The 14,686-nt window shown below is 73.9% G+C and carries 13 protein-coding genes; 2 read left to right on the top strand and 11 right to left on the bottom strand.

What is annotated here, in order from left to right; all coding sequences use genetic code 11:
- Window positions 1–48: 48 nt before the first annotated feature.
- From AFM16_RS08210 to infC, 8 genes are all read right to left on the bottom strand, one after another.
- Window positions 49–1,107, bottom strand: coding sequence for a PP2C family protein-serine/threonine phosphatase (locus AFM16_RS08210; protein ID WP_370628027.1), 1,059 nt, complete (start codon window positions 1,105–1,107; stop codon window positions 49–51).
- Window positions 1,108–1,267: 160 nt separating this feature from the next.
- Window positions 1,268–3,781, bottom strand: a complete 2,514-nt coding sequence (pheT, locus tag AFM16_RS08215) for a phenylalanine--tRNA ligase subunit beta (protein ID WP_078632910.1) — start codon at window positions 3,779–3,781, stop codon at window positions 1,268–1,270.
- Window positions 3,781–4,902, bottom strand: a complete 1,122-nt coding sequence (pheS, locus tag AFM16_RS08220) for a phenylalanine--tRNA ligase subunit alpha (protein ID WP_030786152.1) — start codon at window positions 4,900–4,902, stop codon at window positions 3,781–3,783. The genes pheT and pheS overlap by 1 nt, the downstream gene beginning before the upstream one ends.
- A 131-nt stretch (window positions 4,903–5,033) precedes the next feature.
- Complete coding sequence (locus AFM16_RS08225; protein ID WP_030786155.1) at window positions 5,034–6,149, bottom strand: sensor histidine kinase; 1,116 nt, start codon at window positions 6,147–6,149, stop codon at window positions 5,034–5,036.
- A 54-nt stretch (window positions 6,150–6,203) separates the two neighbouring features.
- Window positions 6,204–7,052, bottom strand: a complete 849-nt coding sequence (locus AFM16_RS08230; RefSeq protein ID WP_078632911.1) for a TrmH family RNA methyltransferase — start codon at window positions 7,050–7,052, stop codon at window positions 6,204–6,206.
- 180 nt (window positions 7,053–7,232) lie between these two features.
- On the bottom strand, window positions 7,233–7,616 hold the full coding sequence (gene rplT, locus AFM16_RS08235) for a 50S ribosomal protein L20 (protein WP_018549117.1): 384 nt from the start codon (window positions 7,614–7,616) through the stop codon (window positions 7,233–7,235).
- Window positions 7,617–7,717: 101 nt separating this feature from the next.
- Window positions 7,718–7,912 carry a 50S ribosomal protein L35 gene (rpmI, locus tag AFM16_RS08240; RefSeq protein ID WP_003977225.1) on the bottom strand — a complete coding sequence of 65 codons (195 nt, stop codon included), beginning with the start codon at window positions 7,910–7,912 and terminating at the stop codon, window positions 7,718–7,720.
- Between the two features lie 115 nt (window positions 7,913–8,027).
- Window positions 8,028–8,726, bottom strand: a complete 699-nt coding sequence (gene infC, locus AFM16_RS08245) for a translation initiation factor IF-3 (RefSeq protein WP_167797163.1) — start codon at window positions 8,724–8,726, stop codon at window positions 8,028–8,030.
- A gap of 351 nt (window positions 8,727–9,077) precedes the next feature.
- Between infC and AFM16_RS08250 the strand changes: the two genes are divergently transcribed.
- Entirely contained in the window at window positions 9,078–9,464 is a 387-nt protein-coding gene (locus AFM16_RS08250; RefSeq protein WP_078632912.1) for a DUF1844 domain-containing protein, read from the top strand.
- A gap of 1 nt (window position 9,465) precedes the next feature.
- Here the strand turns inward: AFM16_RS08250 and AFM16_RS08255 are convergent, their stop codons facing one another.
- On the bottom strand, window positions 9,466–10,197 hold the full coding sequence (locus AFM16_RS08255; RefSeq protein ID WP_078632913.1) for an SseB family protein: 732 nt from the start codon (window positions 10,195–10,197) through the stop codon (window positions 9,466–9,468).
- A gap of 150 nt (window positions 10,198–10,347) precedes the next feature.
- Between AFM16_RS08255 and AFM16_RS08260 the strand changes: the two genes are divergently transcribed.
- Complete coding sequence (locus AFM16_RS08260) at window positions 10,348–11,364, top strand: serine hydrolase (protein WP_030786176.1); 1,017 nt, start codon at window positions 10,348–10,350, stop codon at window positions 11,362–11,364.
- Here AFM16_RS08260 and mycP read toward each other — a convergent pair.
- Entirely contained in the window at window positions 11,358–12,539 is a 1,182-nt protein-coding gene (mycP, locus tag AFM16_RS08265; protein ID WP_078632914.1) for a type VII secretion-associated serine protease mycosin, read from the bottom strand. The genes AFM16_RS08260 and mycP overlap by 7 nt on opposite strands.
- Entirely contained in the window at window positions 12,536–13,765 is a 1,230-nt protein-coding gene (locus AFM16_RS08270; protein WP_245177663.1) for a hypothetical protein, read from the bottom strand. Before AFM16_RS08270 ends, mycP begins: the two co-directional genes overlap by 4 nt.
- Between the last annotated feature and the right edge of the window lie 921 nt (window positions 13,766–14,686).

Consider the following 14,686-nt stretch of genomic DNA (forward strand, 5'->3'; position numbering starts at 1 on the left):
GCCCGGCGTTGTACCGCGCCCGGTGCCCGCCGGGGGGCGCCGGGGGGTTCATGACGCGGCGGTTCCGGTCATGTCGCCGTCCCGGGCGCCCAGGGCGGCGCGTTCCCGGCCGTTCTGGAGGACCAGCAGGGCGACGTCGTCCGCCGGTCTGCCCGCGGTGTGGCGCAGCAGGGCGGCCAGGACCGCGCGCAGCAGATGCCGGGCCGACACCGGGTGGTGGCGTACGGCGTCCGAGAGGGCCGTCGGCAGCGGGAAGAAGCGGCCGCGCGCGTCCCGGGCCTCGGCCGCGCCGTCCGTGAAGAGGAACAGGGACTCGCCGCGCCGCAGCGCACCGCAGGGTGTGGCGGTCAGGTCGGGCGGCAGCGGGAAGGGGCCGAGCGGCGGCAGCGGATCGGCCCTGGCCAGGGGCTCCACGCGGGGGCCGCGCAGCAGATAGGGCCAGGGGTGCCCGCAGTTCAGGGCGCGCACCGCGCCGTCCCGGGCGATCTCCAGCAGCAGGACGGTGACGAACTCCTCGGCGACCGGGGTGTCGGGGACGCCCGAGGACTCCGAGGTGTCGCGGGCGCGTTCGCGCAGATGGCGGGCGAGGGCCCGGTCCAGGCGGCGCAGGACGCGTCCGAGGTCGGCCTCGTCGTGCGCGGCCTCGCGGAAACTGCCCAGCACGGCGGCGACGGTGCTCAGGGCGGACAGCCCGTGCCCGCGCACGTCCCCCATCACGACCCGCACGCCGTACTCGGTGGCGACGACCTCGTACAGATCGCCGCCGACGGTGGCGCCGCGGTCGGCGGAGAGCCGGGCGACGGCCACGTCCAGTCCGCCGACGCGCGGCGGGAGCGGCCGCAGCAGGGCGCTCTGGGCGGCTCCGGCGACCCGGCGGGCCTGCCGCAGCTCGCGCAGCAGGGTGCGCCGCACCTGGACGACCAGTCCGGTGCCGACGGCGAAGAACACGGCGCTGGTGACGATCCTGGCGCCGAGGCCCTGCTGCTGGGCGGGCGGACAGGTCAGTTTGTAGGTGACCGCCAGGGCGCCCCAGGCCGTGGGCAGTCCCAGCGAGACGGCCCGGCGCAGCGGTCGCCTGATGCCGAACATGGTCTTCTGGCCCCCCATCCAGGCCCGCAGAGCCCGTTCGGGCAGCCCATCCAGGCCCGCGCACAGCGGAATCGGACCGGCCCCGAGAGGCCGGTCCGATTCTGTCGGGGTACCGGCCCGTCGGGGCCGGTGCCCCCGGATTGCCACTCGGACGAGTGACGAAACCCGGGGGTGGGCGTCAGCCTCGCAGCACCGCCCCGGTGCGCTCGCCCGCGAGGGCGACCGCGGCGTCCCGGGCGGCCGACGCCTCGTCGACCGTCAGGGTGCGGTCGGCGGCGCGGAAGCGCAGGGCGTAGGCGAGGGAGGTGCGGCCCTCGCCGAGCTGGTCGTCGTTGACGTACACGTCGAACAGCCGGATGCCCTCCAGGAGTTCACCGGCGCCCTCGCGCAGCGCGGCCTCCACGTCGGCGTGCGGCACGAAGGAGTCGACGACGAGCGCGACGTCCTGGGTGGCGACGGGGAAGGTGGAGATGCTCGGCGCCTGCGGGGTGTCGTCGCCGACCGCCTCCAGGACGTCGAGGTTCAGCTCCATCGCGCAGGTGCGGGCGGGCAGCCCGAGCGCCTTCACCACGCGCGGGTGCAACTCGCCGGCGTGGCCGACGACCCGCTCCGTGCCGTCCACGAGGACCGCGAACTCGGCGCAGCGGCCCGGGTGCCAGGGACCGTACTGGCCCCGGCGCACGAGGAGTTCGGCGCCGGCCTCGCGGGCCACCGCACGGCCCGCCTCGACGGCGTCGGCCCAGTCGGCCGGGCGGCCCTTGCCCCACCAGCCGGCCTGCTCGCGGGCGCCCGCGAGGACGACGGCGGCATGGCGCGGTTGCTCGGGCAGGACCGCGTCGAGCGCGGCCAGCTCCGCGTCGGTGGGACGGCGGTCGACCGGCAGGTGCCCGGCGGCCCCGGCGCCCTCGCGCGGGTGGAAGACGAGCCCGGTCTCGAAGAGCGCCAGGTCGTGCGTGCCCCGGCCGTCGTTGCGGCGCAGCGCGGCCAGCAGGCCCGGCAGCAGCGTGGTGCGGAGCGCGGGCTCCTCGTCGTTGAGCGGGTTGGTGAGCTTCACGACGCGGCGGGCCGGGTCGTCGGCGTCCAGACCGAGCTGGTCGAAGACGCCCTCGCCGATGAACGGGTAGTTCGGCGCCTCGACGTAGCCGGCGCCGGCCAGGGCGCGGCCGACGCGGCGGTGCAGCCGCTGGCGGTGGGTGAGGCCGCGGCCCGAGGGGGGCTTGGGCAGCGTGGAGGGCAGGTTCTCGTAGCCCTCCAGGCGGATGACCTCCTCCGCCAGGTCGTTGATCTCGGTGAGGTCGGGCCGCCAGGACGGGACGGTGACGATCAGCTCGTCCTGTCCGTAGACGTCGCAGCCGATCTCCTGGAGACGGCGGACGACGGTCTCGCGGCCGTAGTGCACACCGGCGACCTTGTCCGGGTGGTCCGCCGGGAGGGCGATGGTGTGCGGGCCGGACGGGGTGGTGACCTCGGTGACGCCCGCCTCGGCGGTGCCGCCGGCGAGGAGCACCAGCAGGTCGACCGTGCGCTGGGCGGCGGCCGCGGCGGCGGCCGGGTCGACGCCGCGCTCGAAGCGCCGGGACGCCTCGGAGGACAGCTTGTGCCGGCGGGCCGTGCGCGCGATGGACACCGCGTCGAAGTGGGCGGCCTCGACGACCACGTCGGTGGTCGAGTTCTCGAGGTCGTCGTGGTCGGCGATCTCGGTGTCGGCGCCGCCCATGACTCCGGCGAGGCCGATGGGACCGCGGTCGTCCGTGATGACGAGGTCCTCGGCGTGCAGCTTCCGGGTGACACCGTCGAGGGTGACGATCTGCTCGCCCTCCGCGGCCCGGCGGACCCCGATGGTGCCCCGGACCCGCGCGCGGTCGTAGGCGTGCAGCGGCTGGCCCAGCTCCGTCATCACGTAGTTGGTGACGTCGACGGCGAGGGAGATCGGCCGCATGCCGACCTTCTGGAGCCGGCGCTTGAGCCAGATCGGCGAGCGCGCCTCCGGGCTCAGGCCGGTGACGGTGCGGGCGGTGAAGCGGTCGCAGCCCAGCGGCTCGGAGACCTGCACCGGGTAGCCGAAGGCGTTCGGCGCCGGTACGTCGATCAGGGCGGGGTCGCGCAGCGGCAGACCGTAGGCGATGGCGGCCTCGCGGGCCACGCCGCGGATGGACAGGCAGTCGCCGCGGTTGGCGGTGACGGCGATGTCGAGGACCTCGTCGACCAGTTCCAGCAGCTCGATGGCGTCCTTGCCGACCTCGGTCTCGGGCGGCAGCACGATGATGCCCTTGGTGCCGTCGTCGCCCATGCCCAGTTCGTCGCTGGAGCAGATCATGCCGTGGGAGGTCTTGCCGTACGTCTTGCGGGCGGCGATCGCGAAGCCGCCGGGCAGGACGGCGCCCGGGAGGACGACGACGACCTTGTCGCCGACGGCGAAGTTGCGGGCGCCGCAGACGATCTCCTGCGGCTCACCCGTGCCGTTGGCGGTGCCCACGTCGACGGTGCAGAAGCGGATCGGCTTCTTGAAGCCCTCCAGCTCCTCGATGCTCAGCACCTGGCCCACGACGAGCGGGCCCTTCAGATCGGCTCCGAGGTGCTCGACGGTCTCGACCTCGAGACCGGCCGACACCAGCTTGGCCTGCACGTCACGGCCGGTCTCGGTGGCCGGCAGGTCGACGTACTCCCGCAGCCAGGAAAGCGGGACCCGCATCAGATCTCCATCCCGAACGGCCGGGTGAACCGGACGTCACCCTCGACCATGTCTCGCATGTCTTCGACGTTGTGGCGGAACATCAGCATCCGCTCGATGCCGAAGCCGAAGGCGAACCCGCTGTACTTCTCCGGGTCGACGCCACAGGCGGTCAGCACCTTGGGGTTGACCATGCCGCAGCCGCCCAGCTCGATCCAGCCCTCGCTGGAGCAGGTGCGGCAGGGGCGGTCGGGGTTGCCGACGGACTCGCCGCGGCAGACGTAGCACACCATGTCCATCTCGGCGGACGGCTCGGTGAACGGGAAGAAGTTCGGCCGCAGCCGGGTCTTCATGCCCTCGCCGAACAGCGACTGGACCATGTGGTCCAGGGTGCCCTTGAGGTCGGCCATGGTCAGGCCCTCGTCCACGGCCAGCAGCTCGACCTGGTGGAAGACCGGGGTGTGCGTGGCGTCCAGCTCGTCGGTGCGGTACACGCGGCCGGGGCAGATCACGTACACCGGCAGCTCGCGGCCGAGCAGGGAGCGGATCTGGACCGGCGAGGTGTGGGTGCGCAGCACGACACCGGACTCGGTGCCGCCGTCGGGGCCCTGCACGAAGAAGGTGTCGGCCTCGCCGCGGGCCGGGTGGTCCGGGCCGATGTTGAGGGCGTCGAAGTTGAACCACTCGGCCTCGGCCTGCGGGCCCTCGGCGACCTCGTAGCCCATGGCCACGAAGACGTCCTCGATGCGCTCGGAGAGCGTGGTGAGCGGGTGGCGGGCGCCCGCCTGGACCCGGTCGTACGGCAGGGTGACGTCCACCGCCTCCTCGACCAGCACCCGGGCGTCCCGCTCGGCCTCCAGCTCCTCCTGGCGGCCGGCGAGGGCCTTGTTCACCGCGCCGCGGGCCTGGCCGACCAGCTTGCCGGCGGCGGCCTTGGCGTGCGGGGGCAGGGCGCCGATCTCGCGGTTGGCGAGCGCCAGCGGCGAGGTGCCGCCGGTGTGCGCGACCTTCGCCTCCTGGAGCGCGTCGAGGGAGTCCGCGGCGGCGAAGGCGGCGAGCGCCTCGTCCCGCATGCGCTCGATCTCTTCCGGTTTCAACGCCTCGACCTCGACAGGGTCGTACGACTTATTCGGTGCCGACATCTCTTCCCGTGCTTCCGATTGGCTGGCTGAAGGTCCCCGTGACCGGCTCGCGGATCTGGCGTGCGTGGGACACAGAAGTGCCAAAGGCCGAGTCTAACGGGGTGTGGACGGGCGAACGCGCCCGCGGGCCGTCAGGCGAGATACGCCGGGGCGCCCACGGGCAACGTAAATCGAAACTCGGCGCCGCCGCCGGGGGCGCGGCCGACCGTGATGGTGCCGCCGTGGGCCTCGACGATGCCCTTGACGATGTACAGCCCGAGGCCCGTGCCGCCGCGCTTGCTGCCCCGCCAGAAGCGGGTGAAGACGCGGTTCATGGACTCCTCCGGGATGCCGGCGCCCTCGTCGCTCACGGTCACCGAGGTGGCGACGTCCTCCCCCTCGCGGGGGGACGCCGAGGGCGTGACGTCAATGGTGACGGTTCCCTCGCCGTGGCGCACCGCATTTTCCAGCAGGTTGCTGAGCACCTGGTCGACCTTGTCGGGGTCGGCCCACAGGTCGGGCAGCGGCTGCTCGATACGGAGCAGGAACCGGTCGGCGGGCTGTCCCGAGGCGACGTACGCCTGGATGTGCCGTCCGACGGCGGCCCCTATGTCGACGGGCTGGCGCCGCACCTCGAGGCGCCCGGAGTCGATCCGGGAGATGTCGAGGAGTTCGGCGATCAGCCGGGTGACGCGGTCGGCGTCGGCGTCCACGGTCTCCAGCATCAGCCGCTTCTGGTCGTCGGTGAACCGTTCCCACTTGGCGAGCAGGGTGGCGGTGAAGCCCTTGACGGAGGTGAGCGGCGAGCGCAGTTCGTGCGCGACGGTGGCGATCAGCTCGGCGTGGCTGCGTTCGGTGCGGCGGCGGGCCTCGGTGTCGCGCAGCGAGACGACGACCCGCCGGACCGGGCCGGTGGGCGCGGTGCGGACGTAGCGCACGGAGACGAGGACCTCACGGCCGCCGGGCAGCAGCAGATTGCGCTCGGGCTGGCCGGTGCGGATGGCGAGGCCGCCGTAGGGGTCGGTGAGCTGCCACCAGCGGCGCCCTTCGAGGTCCTCCAGCGGCAGCGCCTTGTCCAGCCGCTGCCCGAGGGCCTCCGCGGCGGACACGGCGGTGATGCGCGCGGCGGCCGCGTTGAAGCAGACGATGTGGCCCTGCTCGTCGGCGACGACGAGCCCGTCGGGCAGGTCGTCGGGGTCGATGCCGAGTTCGGCGAGGTCACCGGCCGGTCGGGCCGCTCCCGGTGCGCTGCTCGTGCCGACACTCATCCCCGTACCCCACCTCCCATCCCGTACGGACGAGGCCCAGGGCACGTCACCCTACTAGCTCTCGGTGACGGAGCGGCACCCTCCGGAGGCGCGCTGTGCACGGGCCGATGCGTAGAGACATACGGCGGCGGCGGTCGCCAGGTTCAGGCTCTCGGCCTTTCCGTGGATCGGGACGCGGACGACGGCGTCGGCGAGGGCGCGGGTCTCCTCGGGGAGCCCCCATGCCTCGTTGCCGAACACCCAGGCGGTGGGGCCGCCCATGGTGCCCTTGTCCAGTTCGGCGTCGAGGTCGTCGGTGCCGGCGCCGTCGGCGGCGAGGATGCGCACCCCGGCGTCACGGAGCCCGGTCACGGCCTGCTCGACGGGGACGCCGACGGCGACGGGCAGATGGAACAGCGAGCCGACGGAGGCGCGCACGGCCTTGGGGTTGTACAGGTCCACGGAGGCGTCGGTCAGCACGACGGCCTCGGCGCCGGCGGCGTCGGCGCACCGCAGGACGGTCCCGGCGTTCCCGGGGTCGCGCACGTGCGCCAGCACGGCGACCAGCCTGGGCCGGGCGGCGAGGATGTCCTCGAACGGCGAGTCGACGAACCGGCACACCCCGACGAGCCCCTGCGGGGTGACGGTGGTGGAGATGTCGGCGATCACGTCCTCGGAGGCGAGGTGGACGCGGGCCCCGGCGGTCCGGGCCTCACCGACGATGTCGGCGTACCGCTCCGCGGCCTCCACGGTGGCGAACAGCTCGACGAGCGTGTCCCCGTACCCGGCCGCCTCCCGCACGGCCTGCGGCCCCTCGGCGAGAAACAGCCGCTCCTTCCCCCGAAAATTCCGCCGAGCGAGCCGCCGCGCGGCCAAGACCCGGGGAGAACGGGGGGAGATCAGCTCGGGGCTGGCGGGGGCCATGTTCTGCTTCACCTTCGGCAACTCTCAGGGCGGGCGTGCGGGTGTGTCCCTAGGGGCGCGGGGAACTGCGCGAGCGGCCACCGCCGGCCCGCGGCCTGACGACGGCGTCAACGCGACGGGACCCGCAGGCGCGAAACCTGCGGGTCCCTACAGTCACGTCGGCTCAAAGCCAGCGCAGCGTCACGCGGCCTTGGGCGCGTTGACGTCCGCCGGCAGCGCCTTCTGCGCGACCTCGACGAGCGCGGCGAACGCACCCGCGTCGTTGACGGCCAGCTCGGCCAGGATCTTGCGGTCGACCTCGACGTTCGCGGCCTTCAGACCCTGGATGAAGCGGTTGTACGTGATGCCGTTGGCGCGGGCAGCGGCGTTGATGCGCTGGATCCACAGCTGACGGAAGTCGCCCTTGCGCTTCTTGCGGTCGTTGTAGTTGTAGACCAGCGAGTGGGTGACCTGCTCCTTGGCCTTGCGGTACAGGCGCGAACGCTGACCGCGGTAGCCGGAGGCCGCCTCGAGGATCGCCCGGCGCTTCTTGTGGGCGTTGACTGCCCGCTTGACGCGTGCCACTTTTTAACTCCTTGTAGCGGGGCCGTGGTTGGACTCACACGGCCCGGAATCGATTGGGTCCCGGTTCCGACGTGCGGCGCTCGTGGCGAGCGCCGGGCACGTCACTTGCCGAGAAGCTTCTTGATCTTCGCGGCGTCGCCCGGGGCCATCTCGGCGTTGCCGGTGAGGCGACGCGTCACGCGGGACGACTTGTGCTCGAGCAGGTGGCGCTTGCCGGCGCGCTCGCGGAGCACCTTGCCGGAGCCGGTGATCTTGAAGCGCTTGCTGGCACCGCTGTGCGACTTGTTCTTCGGCATAGCGCCGTTCTCTCCTCGTCGGTGGCGCTCCGGTGCCCGGTCGTGAAACCGGGCACGGGGTGGAGCGTCGCTCTTGTATGGATGGTGTCCTTCGGGGGCTCGCGCCCCCGGTGGATCACGCCTCGGCGTCGACCTCGACGTCCGCCTCGGCGTTCACGGCGTCGGCGTCCGCGGCGTTCTGCGAGCGGCCGGGGTTGGCCTTCGCCTCGGCCTTGCGGGCCTCCTGCGCCTGGCGGGCCTCGGCCATCGCCTCGGTCTTCTTCTTGTGCGGACCGAGAACCATGATCATGTTTCGGCCGTCCTGCTTCGGGTTCGACTCGACGAACCCGAGGTCCTGGACGTCCTCCGCGAGACGCTGCAGCAGTCGGTATCCCAGTTCGGGACGGGACTGCTCACGACCGCGGAACATGATCGTGATCTTGACCTTGTCGCCCTGCTTGAGGAACCGGACGACATGACCCTTCTTGGTGTCATAGTCGTGCGGGTCGATCTTCGGCCGGAGCTTCATCTCCTTGATGACCGTGTGCGCCTGGTTCTTGCGCGCCTCACGGGCCTTCATGGCCGACTCGTACTTGAACTTCCCGTAGTCCATGAGCTTGCAGACCGGCGGACGGGCGTTCGCCGCGACCTCGACCAGGTCCAGGTCGTACTCCTGGGCAAGCTCCAGTGCCTTGGCCAGGGGGACGATGCCCACCTGCTCGCCACTGGGACCGACAAGTCGCACCTCGGGAACGCGAATCCGGTCGTTGATGCGGGGCTCGGCGCTGATGGATCCTCCTATGTAGCACCACGCGGCAGCCTGGCGGACGGCCACGTAACGTCTGTGTCGTTAGACCTATAACCACGCCGAAGCACAAAAAAATGCCCCGAACGATCACATGCGGGGCTCCAAGCACTACCGGAGCACCGTCGCGAGGGATCGCGGGGCGCACTACCGGGCGACTCCATCGTCCGTACGGAACGATGGCGGCCGCCTGACCGGGGTGACCCGCCGCCCCGGAGGGTGGTCGGGTGGGAGATCGGAGCCTCCACTTGTGGGCCGAACCCGCCTGCTGAGGGGCACGCGTGTCCGACCGGTCGTTACACGAGATTAGCAGCCCGTGCCGGGAACGGCCAATCCGGGCCGACTGGGACCCCGGTCCGGCCTGCGCCTATCGTGTCCCGCATGAGTGACACCTCCCCCGCCGGCCCCGCGGACTCCCCCGGCTCCTCCGACGGCCCCGACTTCGACGAGATGACCCGCGACATCGCCGAGGTCCCCGCGGTCGAGGTGATCGTCACGGTCGCCGTCAACCTGATGAGCGCCGCCGCCGTGAAGCTCGGGCTCACCGAGGAGGGCGACAAGTACAAGGACCTGGACGAGGCCCGCAAGCTGATCACCGCCCTCGCCGGGCTGCTGGACGCGAGCACGACCGAGATCAGCTCCTTCCACGCGGCCCCGCTGCGGGACGGCCTGAAGTCGCTCCAGCTCGCCTTCCGCGAGGCGTCCCTGATCCCGGACGAGCCCGGTCAGGGCCCGGGCGAGAAGTACACGGGCCCGGTCTACGGCTGACTCAGTCCCGTACGTACAGGGGCTCGCCCGGAGGCGTCGTCCCGGCCGGCAGCAGTGCCAGGTCGAGGCCGCGCACCAGGCGGGCCCTCAGTGTTTCGTCGGCGGCGAGCCGTCCGGCGACCGCCCGGGCCGTCTCGGCGGGCACGGCCGCCGGGTCGAGGACGAGGGCAAGCGTGCCGTCGGCCTGGCCCGGTCCCAGATGGGCGCTGACCACGGCGGGCTCGGCGGCCACCGCGGCCCGGACCGCCTCCCGCACCGCCGGATCGGCGAGCGGGTCCGCCGTCGTACGGCCCTCGGCGAGCGCGAGCAGCGCCGGGCCCGTCAGTTCGAACGCCACCGGACCGGCCAGATCGAGGACGACCGTGTCCGCCTTCTCGTGCGCGGCGGCCCGCAGCGCCTGGTGCAGGGGGACGGCGACGGGGCGCGCCCCCGGGTCCCAGCGGGCGAGGGAGTCGGTGGAGGTGAAGGCGGGCAGCGCGGTGCGGGTGCCGGCCTTCAGGGTGGGGACGGCCATGTCGCTGGTCTTCTCGCGGCGCAGCCCGTTCTCGTCCTCCTCCACCTCGCCGAGCACGGCCACCACGGGGACCAGGAGCCGGGCGCCCTTGAGCGCCTCCAGCACCGGGCTCACGGCGGTGCGGTCCTCGGCCCAGGCGGCGAGCGCGGCGCTCAGCCGGGGGTCGGCGGAGCCGTCGTCGTCGGAGTAGCCGGGGTCGGGAATGTTCTTGTTCGCCACGGTCCCCGACCCTATCGGGGGGATGCTGCTGGGCTTGTGCGGGGCCGGTAACCCGGCGGACACGGGATTCACAGGATTCTCAGACATCGCTGACGCGGCTCTAACGTCCGTCTAACGGCCCGCACAGTCGGTGCGCCCACCATCACGGGCATGGAGTCTCCCCGCGCACGCTCGTCCCGGCGCCGCCGTCGGTCACGGCCGCTCCTCGCCGTGGTGATCGCCGCCGTCGCCGTGGTGGGTGTCACGGCCGGCGGGACCGTCTACGTGCAGGCACGGGAGCACTCCGGCGGCGAGCCCGTATCGTCGGCGACCGCGACGCCCTCGGCGTCGGTGTCGGCGTACGAGGCGGCGGGCGGGGAGGTGTCGGTGGACGAGGTGACGGTGCCCGAGGTGGATCACGACGCGCTGCTGGCCGAGGCGATGGAGTCGGTGGCCGTCCCCGGCGACGCGCGGGTCTCCGTGGCCGTGCTCGCGCTGGACAGCGGCGCCGGGGCCACGTACGGCGACTCCGCCTTCGACACGGCGAGCATCGTGAAGGTCGACATCCTGGCGGCGCTGCTGCTCCGGGCGCAGGACGCGGGACGGCGGCTCACCACGGCCGAGAAGACGTACGCCGCCGCGATGATCCGGAACAGCGACAACGACTCGGCGTCGGCGCTGTGGCGGTCCATCGGCGCGGCGGAGGGGCTGGACGCGGCGAACGAGCGGCTCGGGCTGACCGCCACCGAGGGCGGCGCCGGCATGCTGTGGGGGCTGACCCAGACGACGGCCGCCGACCAGCTCACCCTGCTCAGGCAGATCTTCGGGACGGACTCTGCATCGGACTCGGGCTCTGACTCTGACTCGGCGCTGAGCGCGGACTCGCGGTCGTACGTCCAGGAGCTGATGGGGACCATAGCCGCCGGGCAGCGGTGGGGGGTCTCGGCGGCCGCCGACGGTTCCGCGTGGCGGCTGAAGAACGGCTGGCTGGCGCGGAGCACGACCGGGCTGTGGGACGTGAACAGCATCGGGCGGGTGACCTCGGGCGGGTCGGACTATCTGGTGGCCGTGGTGTCGAACGGCAGCGCCACGCAGGCGGCCGGCATCGCGCTGGTGGAGGCGGCGGCGCGGGCGGCGGTGACGGCGGTCGCCGGGGGCGGGGAGGCGTCGGCGACGGCGGGTCAGTAGGTGTCGTAGCGCTCGCGGCGGGCGCGCCAGACCACGACGGCCGCCACCAGCAGCACCACGCCGACGGCACCGGCGACGGGGGCCGCCCAGCCGTCCGCCGCGGTGTCGGAGCGGGGGGCGTCGGGGCCCGGGCCGAAGTACTCCTCGTCGTACGGCACCGACTTGAGGCCCTGCGGTTTCAGGCCGTCGGCTTCCCTGATCGCGGCGGCGGGGTCGATGAAGCCGTAGCCGCGGGAGTCGTCGCGGCCGCTCTCCGGGGAGTTGCGGGCGGTGTCCTCCAGGAGCTTCTTGATCTGCGCCGGGGTGAGCCCGGGGTGGGCGGCCTTGACCAGGGCCACGGCGCCGGAGACGAACGCCGAGGCCGCGCTCGTCCCCCATCCTTGGTAGTACTTGTGGTCCGGGTCGGCGATGACGACGTCCACGCCGGGCGCGCTGACCGTGGCGTACCAGCGGCGGGTGGAGAACGACGCGCGCGTGCCGTAGCGGTCGACGGCCGTGGCGGCGATGACGCCGGGGTAGGCGGCCGGGTAGGAGATGTGGTCGCCCTTCTCGCCGCCGTTGCCGGCCGAGGCGACGACGACGGCGCCCTTCTTCAGCGCGTACTGGACGGCCTCGTCCTCGGCGGGTTCCGGGTGGGCGGAGGCGGAGTCGTCGCCGAGGGAGAGGTTGATGACGTCGGCGCCCTGGTCGGCGGCCCAGCGGATGCCTTCGGCGAGGGCGTTGCCGCGGGTGCTGCGGGCCTTGGCGCGCTGCGGGTCGCCGTCCTCCAGGATGACCCGGACGGGGAGGATCTTGGCCTCGGGGGCGATGCCGAGGACGCCGTCGCCGTCGGCGTAGCCGTGTCCGTGACCGGCGATGATGCCGGCCATGGCGGTGCCGTGGCGGGCCCAGGCGCGGTCGCCCTCCTTCGCGCCGAAGCCGACCATGTCCTTGCCGGGCAGGACGTTGTCCTCCAGGTCGGGGTGGTCGGCCTCGACGCCGGTGTCCAGGACGGCGACGGTGATGCCCTTGCCCTTGGTGGTCTGCCAGATCTCCTGGGTGTGGAGGGCGTCCAGGGCCCACTGCTGGCCGCGTATGCCGTCCGCGTGGGCGGGGGCGGCGGGCAGCAGGGCGACGGCGCCGGCGAGGAGGCAGCACAGGATCCCGGCCCGGCGGGTCGTGGGGCGGCGGCTCATCGGGACTGCTCCGGGGGCGGCGAGGCGGCGGTTCTGCGCAGGCCGCGCTCGACGCGGTCGGCGAGGCCCTGCGCCTCGTGGCCGAGTCCGGCCTGGCCGGGGGCGGTGGTGGCGCCGGACGCGGTGGCCTCCGCGGCGGGCTGGGGGGTGTCGACGGCGCGGCCGTCGGCCCAGCCGGAGACGGTGTAGACGACGACCGGGGCGTCGGTGAGCACGGAGATCGTCCAGGAGGCGCGCTGCTTGGCGCCGAAGCCGGCGGCGACGGTGCCCTTCACGGCGTACGGCCTGGGCATCAGGTCGTCGCGCTTGGCGAGGCCCTCCTTGGTGAAACGGGCGTCGAGGGCGCGCATCGCCGTCGCGTCGGCGGTGGTGAAGAGCAGTCCCACGGTGGTGACGTAGCTCTGGGTGGCGTCGGTGTAGGTGGCGCGCAGGAGCCTGCGGCAGCCGACCGGGGCGAGGGCGGTGCGCAGGAGCGGGTCGAGGGCTTCGGCGCAGTCGCCGTCCGGGGCGACGCCGATCCGGGTCCAGGTGCGGTCGGCTCCGCCGGGGCCGGCGCCCTGTCCGTCGACGGTGCGGGGGAAGAGGTCGTCGACGGGGACGTTGTGCCACAGGCCGCCGGCGGTGGCGTACGAGGTCCGCTCGGCCGCGTCCGCGGAGCCGCCGACGAGCCAGCTCCCGGTGACGGCCCCGCCGATCAGCCCGAGCCCGAGCACGACACAGGCGGCCGCGACGACGGCCCGCTGACGCGCGCCCATCCCCTGCCGCACGGGCTCCCCGAACCCCTCGGGCTCCGCGAACGACACCACGGGCCGCGTGGCCCCCGGCGCCCCACCGGGCACGAGCGGCGCACTCCAGGAGAGCGCGGGGTCGGGCCCGGCCGAGGCGGAGAAGTCGGGGTGCGAGACGGGGGATACGGGGGTCCAGGCGGGGTGGGAGTCGGGGGTGCCGGTGGCGGGGGGCGCGAAGGGGGAGTTGGCGGGCGCGGCGGGGCGTGGGCCGGTGGTGGTTCCGTTGCCGGGGGCGGGAGCGGGGCGCTGGCCGGGGATCGGACGGGCCTCGTGACCGGGTGCCGTGCCGCTGCCGGCGGGGCGTTCCGGGGCCGGGTCGCGGTGCCCGGTGCCGGGGGGCGCGGCGCTGGGCGGCGGAACCCAGCCGCGGGGCAGAGGGCTCCAGGCGCTGTCGGACGCCGGGGGAAGGTAGGAGGACTCGGAGTCACCGGCACGCACGTCGTCCCGCCCGGAGGAACGCGGGGTCGCCCCGGGGGCGGGGGCCTCACGACGGACATCGGCACCGGCACCACGCGGGGCGTTCGGGCCGACGGCACCGGTCGGGGTCGGACCACTCGCGCGGGGCGCGTCGGGACCGGCAGGGCGGGCGGGACTCTGGCCGCTCGGACGGAAACCGTCGGCCGAGCTGGCAGGACGGGAGCCGTCCAGCCCGGTCGGAGCGACCGCCCCAGTCGGGGTCGGGCCGCTCGCGCGGGGGGCGTCAGGTCCTGCCGGACGGGCCGCGGCCGCGCCGGTCTGGGTCGGACCACTCGCGCGGGGCGCGTCAGAACCGGCAGGGCGGGCGGGGGCCTGGCCACTCGGACGGAAACCGTCGGCCGAGTCGGCGGAACGGGACCCGTCCAGGCCGGTCGGAGCGACCGCCCCAGTCGGGGTCGGGCCGCTCGGACGGGGCGCCTCGGGACCGGCAGGGCGGGCGGGACTCTGGCCGCTCGGACGGAACCCCTCGGCCGGGACGGCAGGACGGGAGCCGTCGAGGCCCGTCGGAGCGACCGCGCCGGTCGGGGTCGGACCACTCGCGTGGGGCGCGTCGGGACCCGTGTGGCGGGAGTCGTCCAGGCCGGTCGGAGCGACCACGCCGGTGGGGTTCGGGCCATTCGGGCGGAAGGCGTCGGGCCCGACCGGAGGGCGGGCCGGGCCCTGACCGGACGGACGGAAGCCGTCGTCCGCGCCAGCCGCATGGGAACCGTCCAGGCCGGTCGATACGACCGAGCCGGACGGGTCCGGGCCAGCCGGGCCGCTCGGGCGGAAGCCGTCGTCCAGGCCGGCCGAACCGGAGCCGGCCGGGCCGCCGCTGCGCGGGCCGGTCGAGTCGGCAGACGTCGGACGGGCCGTGGCCGGCCCGCTCGGGCGGGTCGCGTC

The sequence above is a fragment of the Streptomyces antibioticus genome (assembly GCF_002019855.1).
GTDB classification, from domain to species: Bacteria; Actinomycetota; Actinomycetes; order Streptomycetales; family Streptomycetaceae; genus Streptomyces; species Streptomyces antibioticus_B.

Excerpts from the sequence above, each read along its gene's own strand:
- AFM16_RS08260 (WP_030786176.1), top strand. The coding sequence starts at position 10,348 with ATGGAGTCTCCCCGCGCACGCTCGTCCCGGCGCCGCCGTCGGTCACGG.
- AFM16_RS08225 (WP_030786155.1), bottom strand. The coding sequence starts at position 6,149 with ATGAGTGTCGGCACGAGCAGCGCACCGGGAGCGGCCCGACCGGCCGGT.
- AFM16_RS08210 (WP_370628027.1), bottom strand. The coding sequence starts at position 1,107 with ATGGGGGGCCAGAAGACCATGTTCGGCATCAGGCGACCGCTGCGCCGG.
- AFM16_RS08230 (WP_078632911.1), bottom strand. The coding sequence starts at position 7,052 with ATGGCCCCCGCCAGCCCCGAGCTGATCTCCCCCCGTTCTCCCCGGGTC.
- mycP (WP_078632914.1), bottom strand. The coding sequence starts at position 12,539 with ATGAGCCGCCGCCCCACGACCCGCCGGGCCGGGATCCTGTGCTGCCTC.
- pheT (WP_078632910.1), bottom strand. The coding sequence starts at position 3,781 with ATGCGGGTCCCGCTTTCCTGGCTGCGGGAGTACGTCGACCTGCCGGCC.
- rpmI (WP_003977225.1), bottom strand. The coding sequence starts at position 7,912 with ATGCCGAAGAACAAGTCGCACAGCGGTGCCAGCAAGCGCTTCAAGATC.
- AFM16_RS08250 (WP_078632912.1), top strand. The coding sequence starts at position 9,078 with ATGAGTGACACCTCCCCCGCCGGCCCCGCGGACTCCCCCGGCTCCTCC.
- pheS (WP_030786152.1), bottom strand. The coding sequence starts at position 4,902 with ATGTCGGCACCGAATAAGTCGTACGACCCTGTCGAGGTCGAGGCGTTG.